We start from the raw sequence: 18,576 nt of genomic DNA on the forward strand, positions 1-18,576 counted from the left end.
TCGAACTGCTGCGAAACAATAGCGCGCTTTTTTCCGCCAGTGCTCCCCAACGGGAATCCGGCGTTTCAGAACCCGAATCAATGCGGACGACTCTGCACAAACGGCGTGCTTTTGCGAACGCGCATTCATTCGGTCAGCGAATCATGAAGCCGTTGCCTATGATTCATTTCAGGCCGGTTTCAGCTCATATCGTCAAGGTACAAGGAGTCGTTCATATGAAAGCTCCTCAGCGGATGGCACGAATCGAGTTGATGGCGCCGTTATCCGGCGTGATGGTGCAACTCGACACCGTGCCCGATCCGGTTTTTGCACAAAAAATGGTCGGCGACGGTGTGTCCATCGATCCGACATCCGACGAATTGCTCGCACCGTTTGCCGGTACGGTCACGCAGTTGCATCGTGCGGCGCACGCCGTCACCGTGACGGGCGAAAGCGGGCTTCAGGTGCTGATACACATCGGCCTCGACACGGTGATGCTGCGCGGCGAAGGCTTTACGCCGCTCGTCAAGGAAGGCGACGCCGTCACGACCGGCCAACCGCTGATCCGTTTCGATCCGGTCGTCGTCGGCGCACGAGCCGTGAGCCTGCTCACGCAGATGGTCATCGCCAATGGCGAGCTCGTCACGCGCTACGTGCCCGCGACGGGCCTCGTCACCGCAGGCAAGGACGTCGCGTTGGCGATCGAGTTCGTGGGCGACGCGCGCGACGATGCGAGCGGCGCTGCGGACGGCGCAATTCTGTCCGACGACGTCGCGCTGCCGAATCCTCAAGGACTGCACGCGCGGCCCGCAGCGGTTTTCGCCGCAGAAGCGAAGAAATACAAATCCGACATCCGCGTTGTGCGCGGCAGCGACAGCGCGAACGCGAAGTCCGTCGTCGCGCTGATGTCGCTTGCGACGAAGTTCGGCGACACGCTGCGTGTCGAGGCCGCCGGCCCCGATGCGGCGGAAGCCGCCGCGGCGCTCGCGCGCCTGCTCGCGTCTGGCTCGGGCGAGAAGCCCGGCGAGGCGCCCCCCGCGCCCGCCGCCGAAGCGCTCGCGACCAAACCCGCTGCGCCCGCCGATGCGAACGAATTCACCGGCGTATCGGCGTCGCCGGGGCTCGCGGTCGGCAAGATCGTGCAGTTCCGTCAGGAAGTCATCGATGTGGCCGAAGCCGGCGAAACGCCGCAACGCGAGCGCGCACGGCTCGAGGCCGCGCATCACGAAGCGCGTCAGCAGATCGAGGCGCTGAAGGCGAAGCTGACCGATCCGGGCAAGGCGCAGATTCTCGATGCGCACCTGGAACTGCTCGGCGACCCCGATCTGAACGATGCCGCTATCGGGGCGATCAGCGAGGGAAAAAGCGCGGGCTTCGCGTGGCGCGCCGCATTCCAGGCGCAGGCGAACAATCTGGAGAAGCTCGACAACGCGCTGTTGCGCGAGCGCGCAGGCGATATCCGCGATGTCGGCCGCCGTGTGCTGGCGCTGCTCGCGGGCGTGAAGCAGGCGCATGTCGATGTGCGCGACGAATCGATCCTCATCGCCGAAGAGCTCTCCCCTTCCGACACCGCGTCGCTCGATCGCACCAAGGTGCTCGGTTTCTGCACGACGACAGGCGGCGCGACGAGCCATGTGGCGATCCTCGCGCGCTCGCTCGGCATTCCGGCGATCTGCGGCATCGACGAGGATGCGCTGCAACTGCCCGACGGCACGCTCGTCGTGCTCGATGGCTCGCACGGCAGCCTGCGGCGCAATCCGAGCGCTGACGAACTCTCGAAGGCGCACGAACGCATCGAGCGTCAGACGAAGAAGCGCGAGGAAGAGAAAGTCGCGGCGAGCAAGCGCGCCGTCACCGCCGATGGTCATCGCGTCGAAGTGGTCGCGAACATCCGCAATGCGCAGGAAGCGCGCGATGCGGTCGCGGCAGGCGCCGAAGGCGTCGGGCTTCTGCGGTCCGAGTTCCTGTTCGATAACCGCGACACCGCGCCGTCGGAAGACGAACAGGCCGCCGAATATTGCGCGGTCGCCGAAGCGCTCGGCCGCGAGCGTCCGCTCGTCGTGCGCACGCTCGATGTCGGCGGCGACAAGCCGCTCTCCTACATGCCGCTGCCGAAGGAAGACAATCCGTTCCTCGGGCTGCGCGGCGTGCGCGTGAGTCTCGATCGTCCCGATATGTTCCGTACGCAATTGCGCGCGATTCTGCGCGCCGCATCGATCGGCAATCTGCACATCATGTTTCCGATGGTCGCCGCGATCGAGGAAGTGCGCGCGGCGAAGCGGATTCTTCAGGAAGAAGCCGGCGATCGCATCGGCAGCGTGAAGGTCGGCGTGATGATCGAAGTGCCGTCCGCCGCGCTGATCGCCGAGCCGCTCGCGCGCGAAGTCGATTTCTTTTCGATCGGCACCAACGATCTGACGCAGTACACGCTCGCAATGGATCGCGGGCATCCGAAGCTCGCGAAGCAGGCCGATGCGCTGCATCCGGCGGTGTTGCGTCTCATCGGCATGACGGCCGACGGCGCGCACAAGCACGGCAAGTGGGTCGGCGTGTGCGGCGGCATCGCATCCGACGCGATGGCCGTGCCGGTGCTCGTCGGCCTGGGCATCGACGAGCTATCGGTCAGCGTGCCCGCCGTCGGCTCGATCAAGGCGCAGCTCGCGCGTTTCACGATGGATGAAGCGCGCGCGCTGGCGGCGAAAGTCATCACGCTCGGCACGGCCGACGAAGTGCGCGCCCTGCTCGCGCCTTACGCGGAATAAGCGGAATTAGCGGAATAAGCGGAGACCTCTCATGTTCAAGAACGCTTTCGGCGTGGTGCAGAAAGTCGGCAAGTCGTTGATGCTGCCGGTCGCGGTGCTGCCCGTCGCAGGTTTGCTGCTCGGCCTCGGCGCGACCGATTTCCACGGCTACGTGCCCGCCATCGTGCTCGCGTTGATGAAGAACGCGGGCGATGTCATCTTCGGCAACCTGCCGCTCATCTTCGCCATCGGCGTGGCGCTCGGCTTCACGGAGAACGACGGCGTATCGGGCATCGCCGCGACCATCGGCTATCTCGTGATGACGGCGACGCTCGGCGTGATCGCGAAGGTCGAAGGTGTCGAGCCGGACATGATCATGGGCATTCCATCGATCCAGACCGGCGTGTTCGGCGGCATTCTCGCGGGCGGTCTCGCCGCATGGATGTTCAACCGCTACTACAAGATCGCGCTGCCGGCCTATCTCGGCTTCTTCGCGGGCAAGCGCTTCGTGCCGATCGTGACGGCCATCGGTTCGATCGTGCTCGGCGCGGTGTTGTCGGTCGTATGGCCGCCGATCGGCGGCGTGATCAAGGCGTTCTCGCAATGGGCGGCGGTGTCCGATCCGCGCACGGCGGCGACGGTCTATGGCTTCGTCGAACGTCTGCTGATTCCGTTCGGCTTGCATCACATCTGGAACGTGCCGTTCTTCTTCGAAGCGGGCAGCTTCCTCGATCCGACGACCGGCAAGGTCGTTCATGGCGACATCAACCGCTTCTTCGCCGGCGATCCCACCGCGGGCATTCTGTCGGGCGCGTTCCTGTTCAAGATGTTCGGCCTGCCTGCGGCCGCCATCGCCATCTGGCATTGCGCGAAGCCGGAGAAGAAAGTGGCGGTCGGCGGCATGATGGTGTCGGCGGCGCTGACGTCCTTTCTCACGGGCATCACCGAGCCTATCGAGTTTGCGTTCCTGTTCGTCGCGCCCGTGCTGTACTTCATTCACGCGTGCCTCGCGGCATCGGCGCAGTTTGTCGCCAATACGCTGAACATGCACATGGGCTTTACGTTCTCGCAAGGCGCGATCGACTTTCTGATGTTCAACCTGATCGGCAACAAGGCGACGCACGCGTGGTACGTGTTCATCCTCGGGCCGATCTACGCGGCGATCTACTACTGCGTGTTCCGTTTCGTGATCATGCGATTCAACCTCAAGACGCCGGGCCGAGAGGATGACACCGTCGAAGGCGCCGCAATGAGCACGGCTGAGATGGGCGGACGCTCGCGTGATCTCGTGCTCGCGTTCGGCGGCCGCTCGAACATCAAGAGCCTCGATGCGTGCATCACGCGGCTGCGGATCTCGGTGAACGATCCATCGCTCGTCGACGATGCGCGGCTGAAGGCGCTCGGTGCCGCCGGCGTCGTGCGTGTGGGCAATGGCGTGCAGGCGATCTTCGGGCCGCTATCGGAAAACATGAAGACCGACATGCAGGAATACCTGAAGAAGGCGGGCAGCGATGCCGACCTGCCGGCCGCCGCCGTGACAGCCGCTTCGACGGACGCCGCGACTGCACCGGCTGCCGTCGCCGCGCGGGACACGGCGCAGCACGAAGCGCGGGCCGAGAAGATTCGCGCGGCGCTTGGCGGCGCGGCCAACATCGTGAAGCTCGAACCGCTCGCAGCCACGCGTTTGCGTGTCGCGCTAGGCGATGCGTCGCGGCTCGACGGCGCCGCGTTGAAGGCAGCCGGCGTGCCCGCGACGCAAGCGCTTTCCAACGGCGAAGTCGATCTGATCGTCGGGCTGGAAGCGGAAAATCTCGCGGGCGCGATGCGGTGAATGACAGGCGCTTGTCGCTCGATGGGGGTTTCCCGATCGCGTGACAAACGCCGCGCGTATGAAGCGAGGCCACGTCGCTCGACGTGACCATCGACGACGGACACGCTGCGCCTCTCGGAACGAGTGCGCGGTGCGTGCCGCTTACTCCTTGCCGCTTACTTCTTGCCGCTTACTTCGCCGGTCACCCACTGCTTCGTCGCGTGATAACCGCGTCTGGACGTATCCGCGATGGCGTGACCGGCCGATTTCGCGCCGTCGCCGATCGCGTGAGCGGCATCCCGCGCCGCGTGGCCCGTCTGCCGCCCCGCCGATTTGACGTCTTCCTTGAACTGATGCGCGCCGGATTCGAGGCTCGCGTGCGCGAGCGGGCTGAGCGCGATCAGCAAGGCCGGGACGATGAGCAAAGTGTTCTTTTTCATGTCGCCGATTTTCGCACATCGCGCGAACGCGCGATTGCCGCAGGCGGCACGGCGCTTGCGTCGCTCGTGCACCGAATCTTTGCCGCCCGGAGCGCACCATGCATATCGTCTGCCACATGATGTCGTCGATCGACGGCCGCAGCCTCACCGATAACTGGAATCTCGATTTCGCGTCGCCGATCTACGAAGACACCGCCGCGCGCTTCAAGGCCGACGCGTGGGTATGCGGGCGCGTCACGATGCAGGAAATCTCGCATGGCAAGGACCGCGACTATCCTCGCGGACTCGCGAAAGGCCCCGTTCCGCGCACCGATCATTTCGCCAGACGCGATGCGAGCCAGTACGCGATTTCCATCGATCCGAAGGGACGCGTCGCGTGGAAGAGCGATACGGCGCTCGAATCGCACATCGTCGAAGTGCTCGCCGAAAGCGTCGAGGACGATCACCTCGCGTATCTGCAATCGATCGGCGCGTCGTATGTGTTCGGCGGCAAGGACGACATCGAACTGAAGCGCGTCGTCGACACGCTCGCGCGCGAGTTGAAGATCGGCAAGCTGATCGTCGAAGGCGGCGGCCATGTCTCGGGCGCGTTCGTGAATGCACAGCTTGCCGATGAAGTGAGCGTGCTCCTGATCCCGCTCGTCGATGGACGCGAAGCGCATACGTCATCGTTCGAAGTCGCGATGGACAAGTGGCAAAAGCCCACATATCTCAAGCTCGAATCGATCGAAAAACTGGAACACGACGTCGTCTGGCTGCGCTATACGCGCAAGTCGTGAAGCCTCGGGATTTACCCGCGCAGCCCGCCGCAAGCCGCTAAAAATGCGGCTTGCATTGTTATAATCCTCTCATCGAACGACCAAAACCTAACACACCTCGCGCGACACGCCGCCACCAAGAGCGTGCCCCGTCGCGCCATCCCGATGGCCAAGAACGACCGCTTGCGCGCCCTTTCCGGTGCGCTCGAAAAACAGAACGTCATGCGTCTGCGCGATGCAGCCGCGTTGCTCGGCGTATCGGAGATGACAGTGCGCCGCGATATCGCCGCGCATCCCGGCCAGTTCACTTATCTCGGCGGCTACATCGTCAGCGCGGCCGATGTCCCGAACGCGGGTTACACCATCGAGGAAGAAAAGGATCATTTCGCGCAGGCCAAGGCGATCGCATCGAGTCATGCGGCGCGTTTGCTCGTCGATAACGAGACCATCTTCATCGATTGCGGCACGACCCTGACGACGCTCGCGCGGCAGATTCCCACGGAGATGCATCTGACGGTCGTGTGCTATTCGCTCAACGTAGCGGAGATTTTGCGGCGCAAGCCGAATGTGCGCATGATCCTGCTCGGCGGCGTGTATGTGCCGTCGTCGGAATCATTTGCCAGCGACGAGAGCGTCGAAACGTTGCGGCGCATGGGCATCAACAAGGCGTTCATGTCCGCGGGCGGCGTCGATGAAGCGCGTGGCGTCACGTGCTGGAATTTTCATGAAGTCGCCATCAAGCAGGCCGCCATGGCGAGCGCGGTGGAACGGCATCTCGTCGTCGATGCAAGCAAGTTCGGCAAGGTGAAGGCGGTGCGGTTCTCGCACATTTCGGAGTTCGATTCGGTGATCACCGAAGAAGGACCGGCGCTCCATAAACGCACCTGATTTGTTCCGGTAAAAAACAGAAAGGCTCGTTCAGGATTTGAACGAGCCTTTTTTGTTCCGCTTTTTGCAGCGCTTACTGACGGCGCCCCAACGCGAACAACGTTCCCGCGACGAGGATGAACGCGCCGATGATCACCTTCTGCCAGGTGCTCGGCACGCCAACGAGAATCAGCACGCTATTGATGAGCGTCACCAGCACGACACCCAGCAGCGTGCCCACCACCGTTCCCGTGCCACCCGTGATGCGCGCGCCGCCGAGAATCACGGCCGCGATCACGTCGAGTTCGGTGCCGACGAGATCGAACGGATTCGCAAGCCGGTTGGTCGACACATGCAGAATGCCCGCCACGCCCGCCAGCAAGCCCGTATAGCCGAACACGAACAGATGTATTGCGCGCAGGTTGTAGCCGAGCCGTTCGGCGATGGCGAGCGAGCCGCCCATCGCATAGACGCCGCGGCCCATCATCGTGCGATTGAGCAGCCACCACGTGACCACTGCCGCGATCACGAGCGCGAGCACGGAGACCGGCAATACGGCGCGCAAGCCATCCGGCGTGTGATAGAAGAAGAGCGGCAAGCGCCCGAACGTGTCCATGCTATGCGGAATGTTCATGAAGAACTGCGTGCCGACGAACGTCAGCAACAAGCCGCGATACAGATACTGCGTGCCGATGGTGACGATCAGCGAAGGCGCCTTCAGTCGATGCACGAGCATCCCGTTGATCACACCGAGCACGACGCCGCCGATCGCGCCCGCAAGCAGGATCAGCGCGAACGGGCACTCGGGCCACCATGCGAACACGGCTTTGGTGATCGAGTACATCGTCAAAGCGGCGATGGCCGTGAACGACACATCGATGCCGCCGGACGCCAGCACGACCAGCGTGCCGAGCGCGAAGAGCGAGACCGTCGTCGCGGAATGCAGCATGTCGAACAGCGTGGCGAACTGGAAAAAGCGCGGGTTGAGGCTGCCCACGACCAGACACGTCACTACGATCAGCCCGACCGTGAACCACTCGGGATTGCGCATCAGCTGCGCGTACAGATTGCCCTTGCGCACACGCGGCGCGACTTCGGCCACGTGCTGCGGCATCGTCTCGCTTCCCGTGCGGCGGATGGATTCGCTCATGCTCATGCTGCCTCTGAAAGTAGCGCGTGATAAAGATCGGCTTCGTTCAACCGGTCCGCGCGATATTCGTTTGCGACGCGGCCCTTCTTCATCATCAGAATGCGGTCGCTGTTCTGCAGCAGCTCGGGCAGGTCGTCGCTGATCAGGATGATGCCGATGCCTTCCTTCGACAGCCGCTGCATGATGCGATAAATGATGTCCTTCGATCCGACGTCGACGCCGACCGTCGGGCCATGCAGAATCAGCACGCGCGGATCGATCGCGAGCCAGCGGCCGATCAGCACACGCTGCTGGTTGCCGCCCGAAAGCGATTGCACGGGCTTGTCGACATCGGGTGTCGCGATCTGCAAGTCTTTCACGGTGCGCTCCGCGAGCTCTTGCGCACGCTTGCGGTCGATCTGTCCGAAGCGATCGCGCAGGCTCGCGATCATCGCGGTGACGACATTGTCGCGAATCGGCTTGTCGAGAAAGAGGCCTTCGTTCAGGCGGTCTTCTGGCACATAGCCGATGCGCTGCGCTTTCGCATCCGCGGGCGAATGCAGGCGCACGCGCATGCCGTCGAGCGTCACCGTCCCCATGTCGGCGGGCGCGACACCCGCAAGTGCACGCGCGAGTTCGTTGCGGCCCGAATCGAGCAGACCGGTCACGCCGAGAATTTCGCCCTTGTGCAGCTTGAACGAGACATCGGCGAACTGGCCCTTGCGGCCGAGGCCTTGTACATCGAGCACGACTTGCGTTGCGCCTGCTTCACCTTGCGCGCGATAGCGTTCCGTCGACAGATGCTTGCCCGTCATGAGCTCGCTGATCTGCGCCTTCGTGTAGTTTTCGATCGGGCCCTGCGCCATTTTCTGGCCGTCGCGCAGCACGATCACTTCGCCGCCGATCGCGTAGCACTCGTCGAGCTTGTGGCTCACGAACAGCACGGCGACGCCGTCCGCGCGCAAACGTGCGAGCACGGCGATGAGGTTGTCGACTTCCTTCTGTGTGAGCGATGTCGTCGGCTCGTCCATGATGACGAATTTCGCCTCGCTCGCAATGGCGCGCGCGATAGCGACGAGCTGACGCGTCGCGAGCGGCAACTGCTCGATGAGCGTCTTCTGGAAGTTCGCGTCGCCCGGCAGGCCGACTGCTTCGAGCGCGCGCGCGGCAGTTTGCGCAAGCGCACGACGATCGAAGGTGCGGGCGAGCCGGCCCGCATGTTCCGCGAGTTCGGACGTCAGCGCGACATTCTCCGCGACGCTCATGTTCGGCAGCAGCGACAAGTCCTGATAGACCGTCTCGATGCCCGCCGAAAGCGATTCGAGCGGCGAGAGCTTGCTGTGGCGCACGCCTTCGATCACGAGCTCGCCTTCATCGGGCGGCTGCGCGCCGGAAATGATCTTGATGAGCGTGCTCTTGCCGCAGCCGTTCTCGCCCAGCAAGTGATAGATCTGGCCGCGCTCGAACGCGAGGCTCACGCCGCGCAGCGCGTAGACGCCGGTGAAGCGCTTGTGGATATCGACGACTTCGAGGAGCGGTGTCGTTGTGGTCATGTCTGTCTTGGGCATGCGGCGCGCTCTTCAAGAAAGCGCGCCGCGCACGTCACATCAGAAGTTGTATTGCTTGTAGTTCGTCTTGTCGACATCGACCCAGCCGGTGCCTCGCACGATCACGCCCTTGCCCGGGCCTTTCGTCACGGTGACCTTGTTGTAGCCGGTGATGCCGAGGTCCGCGCCGTTTTGCACTTCCTTGCCGTCCACGAGCATCTGCGCAACCTTGTTCATCGCGAGACCGGCGAGCTTCGGATCCCAGAACGCGATGCCGTTGATCGCGCCGCTTTCGAGGAACTTGGCCGCTTCCGTCGGCAGGCCCGTGCCGTACACGCAGATCTTGCCGACCTTGCCCGCTTCCTCGACCGCGCGGCCGATGCCGATCACATCCAGCGACGACGAGCCCTGAAAGCCCGTCAGATCCGGGTGCTTGCGCAGCACTTCCTTCGCGACCTGATACGCGCGTTCGCCGTCATTGTTGGTTTCGAGTTTCGGCTCGACGAGATCCATCTTCGGATACTTGGCCTTCGCGTTGCCGATGCCGCCATCTGCCCATTGCACTTGCGAGCGCGAGCCGAGCGAGCCGACCAGCACCGCCCATTTGCCCTGCTGACCCATGCACTTCGACAGGCGCTCGTTCAGGCCCGCGCCGTATGCGGTGTTGTCGAAGGCTTCGATATCGACCATCGTGTTCTTGGCATTGTCCGCTTCATGCGTGACCACCTTGATGCCGCGGTCCATCGCCTTCTTGAGCGCGGGCTCGAGCGTCGGCGGATCGTAGGGCACGACGGCAATGGCCGTGACCTTCTTCGCGATCAGATCTTCGATGATCTTCAGTTGCTGCGCGGCGTCGGCGCGGCCCGGTCCCGTCTGATACGCGTTGATGTTCGGGTTCGCCTTGCCGAACTCCTTCACGCCCTCGTCCATGCGATTGAACCAGTTGATGCCGGTCACCTTCACGACCGTCACGATGGTTTCGTTCGTCGCGGCCTGCGCGGCCGCAATCGCGCCCGCTGCAAGTGCGATCGCCGTGAGCGCGGTGCCGAGTCTGCTGAGCTTCATTGCCTTGTCTCCGTTATGTACCGATTGGTCTCTTTGATGAATCACACGCAACACTAACGTCCCGTCGATGCGGGCGGCGGTGGAACATTGCTTTTGGGCGCGGCCCCGCCGATACCGAAGATCGCGCGCACGCGTTCGCCGCCCGCGAATGCGAGCGATGCGAGCAGCAGAAAGCCCCACGCGCAATCGCCGAAAAACTGCGATACGCCGAGCAGGTTGAAGAGGCTCGACAGAAACTGCAGGACGGTCGCGGCGAGAAACACGCAGACGATGCGTCCATAGCCGCCCGCCGGATTCACGCCGCCCATCACCGCGATCAGGATCGCAATCAGCAGATACGAGTTGCCGTAATCCCACTTGGCACTCGATGTATGCGTCGCGCTGATGAGGCCCGCGAGCGACGCGAGCACGCCGCACATGCCGTAGGTGAGAATCAGCATGCGCGCGCGCGGAATGCCCGCATAGAACGCGGCTTTCGGATTCGTGCCCATCAGATAGAGACGCAGGCCGAAAGGCGTGCGCTTCAGCACCCAGCCGAGCACCAGCACGGCGGCGACGAAGATCCACAATGAAATCGGCACTTGCAGGAAGGTGCCGTTGCCGATGTTCGACAGCGGATCGACATATTCCACGCGCACCGATGCGCCGTTGCTCAACACGACGGCGATGCCGGTGAACAGCAATTGCGTGCCGAGCGTGCAGAGAATCGGCGTGAGCTTCAGCTTCGCGATCACGACGCCGTTCAGCAAGCCGCCGATCGCGCCCATCGCCACGACGATGCAGATGAACACCGCCGTATAGAGCGCGGGCGAATCGTCAGCGGAGAGCATATGCGGCAGAACCATCGCCGCGACCATGCCGGAGAGATTCGCAAGCCCGACGCCTGAGAGATCGATACCGCCGTTGCCCGACACCATCGACAGCATGATGCCGAGCGCGAGCAGGCCGAGTTCGGGCAACTGGCCGCCCATCGACTGAAGATTGTCGATATCGAGGAACTGGCCGTGTGACAGCCACGTAGCGACGATGACGACGAGCACGTTCACGCCGATGAGGAAGTTGAACTGGCGATCAGCGAGCCACTTCGACGCTTTCATTGCGTGACGCTCCCTTGTTCGAGCAGCGCGTTGATCTCATCGAGACGCGGCATCGACGGCGCGGTGCCGGGGCGCGTCACGGAGATGCTCGCGAGCGCGCAGCCGAAACGCACCGCATCGACCGCGCTTTCGCCTCGTGCGAGCGCGGCTGCGAAGCCGCCCGTGAAACCATCGCCCGCGCCGGCCGTTTCGACGACGCGGCCGCAATCGAACGCCGGCACGAGCGTCGATTCATCCGACGTATGCAGTAGCGCGCCTGCTTCGCCGAGCGTGACGATCACCGCGCGTGCGCCCTTCTTCAGCAACACGTCGGCGGCGCGGCGCGCGTCATCGATATTGGCGATAGGCACGCCCGTCAGCGCCGTCGCTTCCGTTTCGTTCGGCGTGATGTAGTCGCACAGCGGATAGATGTCGTCGGCGAGCGGCAACGCGGGCGCCGGATTGAAGACGGTCGTCACGCCATGCTTGCGCGCGAGTTCCAGACCGCGGCGCGCAGCCGGAATCGGCTGTTCGAGTTGCGTGACGAAGACGCCCGCGCGCGCGATATCGTCCTCGATGGCATCGACGTCTTCGGGAGCGAGCGTGCCCGCCGCACCCGCCGCGACGATGATCGCGTTGCCGCCCGTGTTTTCATCGACGTAAATATGCGCCGCGCCTGTCGCAACATCGTTCATCACGGTTGCGCGCGAGGTGATGCCTTCGGCCGCCCAGGTCGCTTGTGCGATCTCGCCGAACGCATCCGCACCGATGCGCGTGCAGAAGATCACGTCCGCGCCCGCGCGTGCGGCGGCCACGGCCTGATTCGAGCCCTTGCCGCCCGGTCCCATCTTGAACGCGGAGCCCGCAACCGTTTCGCCGAGCAGCGGCATGCGTTCCGCGCGAAACGCGAGGTCCGTCACATAGATGCCGAGAATGACGACGCTTTTCATCGCGTGCCTCCTTCCGGCGCATCCGGTGCATCAGGTGCGAGCTGCACGCCCTTCTTGAAGATGAAGCAGCCGTAGCCGCGCGCTTCGCCCGTCGCGATCACGCAGTAGGCCTGCTTCGCGCGCTCGTAGAACGCGAAGCGCTCGATCGGCGCGAACGGCGTTTCACGGCCTTCCGCGTCGTCCACTTCGCGTTGCGCCTCGCGCTGCACGGCGGGCAAGGTAGTTGCATCGCCAACTATTTCCATGCGGCCCGCGGGATCGTCGACGAACGTATCGAGCGGCAGCACCGACAACACCGCGCGCACTGCACGCGGCGCGCTCGCGCCGTCGATGCGCAGCAGTTTGCCCAGCACCGTTTGCCGCGCGACGGAGTCGGCGGGAAAGTGAGCGTCGCAGATCACCACTTCGTCGCCGTGGCCCATCGCGGCGAGCGCGTAGAGGATATCGGCGTTCAAGAGCGGATCGATGTTCTTCAGCACAGCGTCTCCTCCATGCGTGGGCGTGTCTCGTCTCGAGATCTGCGCCCGTCAATGCTTCATTCAGTCTCCGTACGGCACCCAGATGTTCTTGACCTGCACGGCCTGGCGAAGGAACGGCAGTCCTTCGCTTGCGGCATCGTGCCAGTCGAACACGCGGCCCTGATCGACGAACGTGCGCTTCAGGTTGCCGGTCGATTCACGCTCGGCCATCGCCGAAAGCGACGCGCCGTGGAAGCACCAGAGCGCATCGACATCGTCGTGTTGCGCGAGCGTTTGCGCAAGAGAACGCGCATCGCCGGTGACGATGTTCAGCGCGCCGCCCGGCACGTCCGACGTCTCGACGACCTGATAGAAGTCCGTCGCCATCAACGGGCACGTCTCGCTCGGCACTACGACCACGCGGTTGCCCAGCGCAAGCGCGGGCGCAACGAGCGACACGAAACCGAGCAGCGGTGCTTCGTCCGGACACACGATGCCGATCACACCGAGCGGTTCGTGCATCGCGAGCGCGACGCCATGCAGCGGCGGCGCATGCACCGCGCCGTCGTACTTGTCGGCCCACGCGGCGTAGGTGAAGAAGCGCGCGATGGACGCTTCCACTTCACGCTTCGCATCGCGCTCGCTCGAACCCGCGCGCGCGACGAGCTGCTTCGCGAACTCATCGGCGCGCGCGCTCAGATTTTCCGCGAGGTAGTACAGCACCTGTGCGCGGTTGTGCGCGCTCGCCGACGACCACTTGGTCATGCCGCGCGCGGCGGCCACTGCATTGCGAATGTCCTTGCGGCTGCCCTCGCCCACTTCGCCGACGATCTCGCCCGCGGGCGAATGCACGAGCCGCGAATAACCGCTGTCGGGCCGCGCCTGCTTGCCGCCGATGAAGAGCTTCGCGGTGCGATCGAGCGCGCTGACGTTGCCGGCATCGACGAGCGAATCGGGTTGCGCCTGCAATGGCTTCGTTTCGCCGCGCACCGGGAGTCTGGCCCAGGCGCGCGGCTTCAGGTATTCGTAGATGCCCTCGCGTCCGCCTTCGCGACCGAACCCCGACTCGCGATAGCCGCCGAAGCCGACAGCCGCATCGAAGAGATTGGTCGCATTGATCCACACCACGCCGCATTGCAGGCGCGGCGCGACATCGAGCGCGCGGCTGATGTTCTCGCTCCACACGCTCGCGGCGAGACCGTAGCGCGTGTTGTTCGCGAGCGCGACGGCTTCTTCCGGCGTGCGGAAGCTCATCGTCACGAGCACCGGCCCGAAGATTTCTTCCTGCGCGAGCGTCGATGCGGGCGCGACGTTGGTAACGAGCGTCGGCGGAAAGAACGCGCCCCCCTCGGGGAACGTGGCACGCGCGGACTGATAGATTTCGCAGCCCTCGCTCTCGCCCTTGTCGACGAGCGCGCGAATGCGTTCGAGCTGCACGTCATCGACGACCGCGCTCATGTCGACGCCCTTGTCGAGCGAAGTCCCGACACGCAGGGTGTCCATGCGGCGCTTGAGCTTCTCGATGAAACGCGCTTCGATGCCTTCCTGCACGAGCAGGCGCGAGCCCGCGCAGCACACTTGTCCCTGATTGAACCAGATCGCATCGACGACACCTTCGACGGCGCTGTCGAGATCGGCATCGTCGAATACGATGAAGGGCGACTTGCCGCCGAGTTCGAGCGTCAGCGATTTGCCCGAACCGGCTGTCGTTGCGCGAATCTGGCGGCCCACTTCGGTCGAGCCCGTAAACGCGATCTTCGCGACACGATCATGCTCGACGAGCGCCGCGCCCGTGCGTCCATCGCCGGTGACGACGTTGAGCACGCCTTTGGGCAAGCCCGCGCGATGCGCCAGCTCCGCGAACAACAGCGCCGTCAGCGACGTGAATTCGGCGGGTTTCAGAACGACCGTGTTGCCGAGCGCGAGCGCCGGCGCAATCTTCCACGCGAGCATCAGGAGCGGAAAATTCCATGGCACGATCTGCCCGATCACCCCGAGCGGCGCCCAGTCTGCAAACTCCTTGTCCTGCAACTGCGCCCATCCCGCGTGATGCAGAAAGTGCCTTGCCACAAGAGGTATATCGATATCGCGCGATTCGCGAATGGGCTTGCCGTTGTCGAGCGATTCGAGCACGGCGAAAAGACGGCTATGCCGCTGCACCATGCGCGAGAGCGCATACAGATGCCGCGCGCGCCCCGCTCCGCCGATCGCCTGCCAGCCTTCGAGGGCGGCATGCGCGGCTTCTACGGCGGCATCGACGTCGGTCTGAGTGCCTTGCGCGATAGACGCGAGCGCGCGGCCCGTGGCCGGTTCGCGCGAATCGAATCGGTCGGCGTCGGCGCTGTCGCGCCATGCGCCGTTGATGAAGTGACCGAAGCGCCCGGCATGCTGATCGAGCCATGCGCGCGCGGCGCGATCGTCTTCCGGTGCGGGTCCGTATTCCATCGAGGAGAAGTATTCGGCAACGCTCATGAGGCTATGTATTGAAGTCCGTGAATCAGGCGACGGGATGACGGTTGAACGCCGAATAGCGTCCGCTCACATGATGTTCGAGCTGGCGTTCGATATCCGCGAGCAGGCTCGATGCGCCGATGCGGAACATGTCCGCTTCGAGCCATTCGCGCCCGAGCTCTTCCTTCATGAGGATCTGATATTCGAGCACCGATTTCGCGGTGGACACGCCGCCCGCGGGCTTGAAGCCGATCGCGACGCCGGTGCGGGCAAGGTATTCGCGAATCATGCGCACCATCACGAGCGACACATCGAGCGTCGCGTTGACGCTTTCCTTGCCCGTCGATGTCTTGATGAAGTCGGCGCCGGCCATCATGCAGATCATCGACGCCTTCGCGACGTTCGACAGCGTGCGGATATCGCCGGTCGCGAGAATCGCCTTCACGTGCGCATCGCCGCATGCCGCGCGGAAATCGCGCATCTCGTCGTAAAGCGCCTGCCAGTTGCCCGTGAGCACATGCTCGCGCGTGACGACGATGTCGATCTCCGAGGCGCCGTCTCGCACCGAGGCCTCGATCTCGCGCAGCTTGAGCTCGTGCGGATTGAGTCCGGCGGGAAAGCCCGTCGACACGGCTGCAACAGGAATGCCGCTGCCTTCGAGCGCTTTCACCGCTGTTTTAACGTAGCGGTGATAGACACACACGGCGCCTGTCGTGATCGAACCGGGCGCCATGCCGAGCGCGTCGAGCAGATCGTCGCGCAACGGACGGCGCGCTTTCGCGCACAGTCGTTCGACGCGACCGTGCGTATCGTCGCCGCTGAGTGTCGTGAGGTCGATGCAGGTAATCGCCTTGAGCAGCCACGCGGCCTGCGCATCTTTCTTCACCGCGCGGCGCGTGCCGAGCGTCGATGCGCGGCGTGCCACCGCCGACTGATTTACGCGCAACCCGTCGAGCCACGACAAATCGAACGGCACGCCGGGATTGCGCGCGCTGGCGTGAACCTGAGCCTTTCCGGGCCATGCGACGATGGACTTCGATGCAGTTTCCAGCATGAGATCGGTATGCCGGCGTCTTGTGCGACGCACAACAGTTTTTGATAGATTGATCTCAGTTTATAACATCGTTGTTAGGATCGTAACATAGGGAAAGTTCGGAGGCGCTTTGTTGAATGTTGTGGAACACAAACATTGAAACTGCCGCAATAAGTCGGGAACGAGATGTACCGGCCAACAAAAAAATCGAAACGCCAGATGCCATGGAGACGTGGAACAACCACGGCGTGGCAAACAATGGAGCAGCGAAGAGCTTCGCCATAGCCATACCGAGGAAGTACGAGGTTGCGCTCTTCTCCGTCACGTCAAGTGAACCGTAGAGAGACGAGCGGTCAATCTGTTGCCCACGCTGCCGTAGATTCGCGTACACGGCGTGCGTGCGCCACGCTCGAAATGTTATTGATCGAGTATTCGATCTCCATGTCGCCACTGCTCGTCAAGCGGCAGGAGCCCTACGCGCTGTCGCTCGTGCAGCGTCTTGCGTCCGTGCTTTGCGGACTCCGCTGACTCTCGCATTACCTCTTCGTACTTCAATCCGGTGCATCGCCGCGCGCGGCGGTGCATTCGTCCAGCCCTGCTCCCCTCTTTCAGTGCATGTCAGAAGGACGCAGTCCCGTACGTCGGGGTGCCTCACGCTGGCACGCTTCATGCCTAATGAATTTCATTCAAGTCACTTGAATGAAATTCTGGTTGTCTTCACAATAGCTCACATGCAAGGGGAGTGTCATGAACAAACGTCTTCGCCATTTGCTGACCGCGCTGACGGGCGCGCTCGCGCTCAACGCCGCCGCGCCGTCGTTTGCGCACGCGGACGATCTGCTCGCCCGCATCAAATCGAACAAGGAAATCACGATTGCGACCGAAGCGCGTTACGCGCCCTTCGAATACGTCGATAACGGCAAGATCGTCGGCTATGACGCCGATCTGATGGCCTACGTCCTCAAGTCTCTGCCCGATGTGAAAGTCAAGCAACTCGACCTGCCCTTTCAGGGTCTGCTGCCCGGTCTCGATGCAAAGCGCTTCGATGTCGTCGTGACAGCGGTGACCGTCAACAAGGACCGCGCGGATCATTTTGCCTTCACCGTGCCCGTTGCCGATGCGACCACCGGCGTACTCACCCGCTCGGCCGATGCGTCCATCAAAACTCCCAACGATCTTAACGGCAAGGTGGTCGGCTCGCAGACCGGCTCCGCGCAGTTGCAGGCGTTGATGGCGCTCGACAAGAAGCTGAAGGAAGCGGGCGGTCCAGGCCTCAAGCAGGTCAAGCAATACGTCGCGTTCGACGAAGCCTATGCGGACCTCGCCGTCGGCCGGCTCGATGCGGTCGCGCAATCCGTCGCCAATCTCGGGCCGTTGATAAAGTCGCGTCCGGGCGTGTTCGCGGTGCTGCCGCAGACAATCGGTCCGAAAAGCTACTTCGCATGGGTCGCGCGCAAGGATGCCGACAGCGCCGCCCTGCTCAAGCTTTTCAGCGATGGCATCGCGAAAGCGAACAGCGACGGGACCATGAAGAAGCTTCAGGAGAAATGGTTCGGCTCGACGATGGACGTTCCGGCCACGCTCCCCGCGCCTTCCATCTGACCTTGCCATGAACGGTCCCGATCTGCTCACGCGCTGCATCGGCTACTTGCCGCAGTTGCTCGACGGCGCGCTGACAACGCTCGTGCTGTCGTCGGTCGCCGTGTGCTGCGGCTTCTTCGTCGGCGTATTCGTCTACACGATGTCGGTCAGCGACAGCCGCCTGATGCGCGCAACGGCGCGCGTGTACGTCAGCGTGCTGCGCGGTACGCCAGTGCTCGCGCAACTGCTGGTGTTCTATTACGTGCCGTCCGCGCTCGGGCTGGAATTGCCGGGGCTCGCGGCAGCGGTGATCGGGCTGTCGCTCAACACCGGCGCGTATCAATCGCAGATTCTGGGCGCAGGTTTCCGCTCTATTGCGCCCGGACAGATCGAGGCGGCAACGACCTTCAATCTCACGCGGCGTCAGACCTTGTGGCATATCGAAGTGCCGCAGGTCGTGCGTGCGACGCTGCCGGCGCTGGTGTCCGAGATGATCGATATCGTCAAGGCGTCGGCGGTGGTGTCGGTCATTTCCGTGACGGATCTGATGCGCGTGGGACAGCAACTTTCGTCATCGACGTACCGGCCACTCGAGGTGTACGCAATGGCGGCGGTGTTTTATCTGGCGATCACGTCGCTGCTCGCGGGCGCGGGTCATGTGTACTCGCTGCGTGTAGCTCGGCGTCCGTGA

Annotated in this window: 15 protein-coding genes; 6 read left to right on the forward strand and 9 right to left on the reverse strand. The window is 63.5% G+C overall.

What is annotated here, in order from left to right; translation table 11 throughout:
- Positions 1-215: 215 nt before the first annotated feature.
- Positions 216-2,741 (forward strand): phosphoenolpyruvate--protein phosphotransferase, encoded by a 2,526-nt coding sequence (gene ptsP / locus NCR38_RS33555; protein ID WP_061116995.1) that lies wholly within the window; start codon positions 216-218, stop codon positions 2,739-2,741.
- 31 nt (positions 2,742-2,772) lie between these two features.
- Entirely contained in the window at positions 2,773-4,551 is a 1,779-nt protein-coding gene (ptsG, locus tag NCR38_RS33560; RefSeq protein WP_061116996.1) for a PTS glucose transporter subunit IIBC, read from the forward strand.
- Positions 4,552-4,706: 155 nt separating this feature from the next.
- On the opposite strand, the gene NCR38_RS33565 is transcribed toward ptsG, so the two are convergent.
- Complete coding sequence (locus NCR38_RS33565; protein ID WP_061117259.1) at positions 4,707-4,970, reverse strand: hypothetical protein; 264 nt, start codon at positions 4,968-4,970, stop codon at positions 4,707-4,709.
- Between the two features lie 98 nt (positions 4,971-5,068).
- Between NCR38_RS33565 and NCR38_RS33570 the strand changes: the two genes are divergently transcribed.
- Together NCR38_RS33570 and NCR38_RS33575 are read left to right on the forward strand one after the other, a co-directional pair.
- Positions 5,069-5,749: a dihydrofolate reductase family protein gene (locus tag NCR38_RS33570; protein WP_250478514.1), complete on the forward strand. Its 681-nt coding sequence runs from the start codon at positions 5,069-5,071 to the stop codon at positions 5,747-5,749.
- 144 nt (positions 5,750-5,893) lie between these two features.
- Positions 5,894-6,616 carry a DeoR/GlpR family DNA-binding transcription regulator gene (locus NCR38_RS33575; RefSeq protein ID WP_061116998.1) on the forward strand — a complete coding sequence of 241 codons (723 nt, stop codon included), beginning with the start codon at positions 5,894-5,896 and terminating at the stop codon, positions 6,614-6,616.
- Between the two features lie 73 nt (positions 6,617-6,689).
- On the opposite strand, the gene NCR38_RS33580 is transcribed toward NCR38_RS33575, so the two are convergent.
- Genes NCR38_RS33580 through deoC form a run of 8 tightly spaced genes read right to left on the reverse strand, consistent with a single transcriptional unit; the run spans position 6,690 to position 16,325 of the window.
- On the reverse strand, positions 6,690-7,751 hold the full coding sequence (locus NCR38_RS33580; protein WP_061116999.1) for an ABC transporter permease: 1,062 nt from the start codon (positions 7,749-7,751) through the stop codon (positions 6,690-6,692).
- Positions 7,748-9,277 (reverse strand): sugar ABC transporter ATP-binding protein, encoded by a 1,530-nt coding sequence (locus tag NCR38_RS33585; RefSeq protein ID WP_086960831.1) that lies wholly within the window; start codon positions 9,275-9,277, stop codon positions 7,748-7,750. Before NCR38_RS33585 ends, NCR38_RS33580 begins: the two co-directional genes overlap by 4 nt.
- A gap of 54 nt (positions 9,278-9,331) precedes the next feature.
- Positions 9,332-10,336, reverse strand: coding sequence for a substrate-binding domain-containing protein (locus NCR38_RS33590; RefSeq protein ID WP_061117001.1), 1,005 nt, complete (start codon positions 10,334-10,336; stop codon positions 9,332-9,334).
- Between the two features lie 53 nt (positions 10,337-10,389).
- Complete coding sequence (locus NCR38_RS33595) at positions 10,390-11,433, reverse strand: ABC transporter permease (RefSeq protein WP_061117002.1); 1,044 nt, start codon at positions 11,431-11,433, stop codon at positions 10,390-10,392.
- Positions 11,430-12,362 carry a ribokinase gene (rbsK, locus tag NCR38_RS33600; protein ID WP_061117003.1) on the reverse strand — a complete coding sequence of 311 codons (933 nt, stop codon included), beginning with the start codon at positions 12,360-12,362 and terminating at the stop codon, positions 11,430-11,432. Before rbsK ends, NCR38_RS33595 begins: the two co-directional genes overlap by 4 nt.
- Positions 12,359-12,841 carry an RbsD/FucU family protein gene (locus tag NCR38_RS33605; RefSeq protein ID WP_061117004.1) on the reverse strand — a complete coding sequence of 161 codons (483 nt, stop codon included), beginning with the start codon at positions 12,839-12,841 and terminating at the stop codon, positions 12,359-12,361. The genes rbsK and NCR38_RS33605 overlap by 4 nt, the downstream gene beginning before the upstream one ends.
- Positions 12,842-12,901: 60 nt before the next feature.
- The gene (locus NCR38_RS33610) at positions 12,902-15,292 is read right to left on the reverse strand and encodes an aldehyde dehydrogenase family protein (RefSeq protein ID WP_061117005.1); all 2,391 of its coding nucleotides are present in this window, start codon (positions 15,290-15,292) and stop codon (positions 12,902-12,904) included.
- Between the two features lie 25 nt (positions 15,293-15,317).
- Positions 15,318-16,325: a deoxyribose-phosphate aldolase gene (gene deoC, locus NCR38_RS33615; protein ID WP_061117260.1), complete on the reverse strand. Its 1,008-nt coding sequence runs from the start codon at positions 16,323-16,325 to the stop codon at positions 15,318-15,320.
- Between the two features lie 726 nt (positions 16,326-17,051).
- Between deoC and NCR38_RS33620 the strand changes: the two genes are divergently transcribed.
- Both NCR38_RS33620 and NCR38_RS33625 read left to right on the forward strand, forming a co-directional pair.
- Complete coding sequence (locus NCR38_RS33620) at positions 17,052-17,906, forward strand: transporter substrate-binding domain-containing protein (RefSeq protein WP_061117007.1); 855 nt, start codon at positions 17,052-17,054, stop codon at positions 17,904-17,906.
- Positions 17,907-17,913: 7 nt separating this feature from the next.
- A complete protein-coding gene (locus NCR38_RS33625; protein WP_061117008.1) occupies positions 17,914-18,576 on the forward strand; it encodes an amino acid ABC transporter permease in 663 nt (220 codons plus the stop codon).

The organism is Caballeronia sp. INML1, assembly GCF_023631085.1.
GTDB lineage: Bacteria > Pseudomonadota > Gammaproteobacteria > Burkholderiales > Burkholderiaceae > Caballeronia > Caballeronia turbans.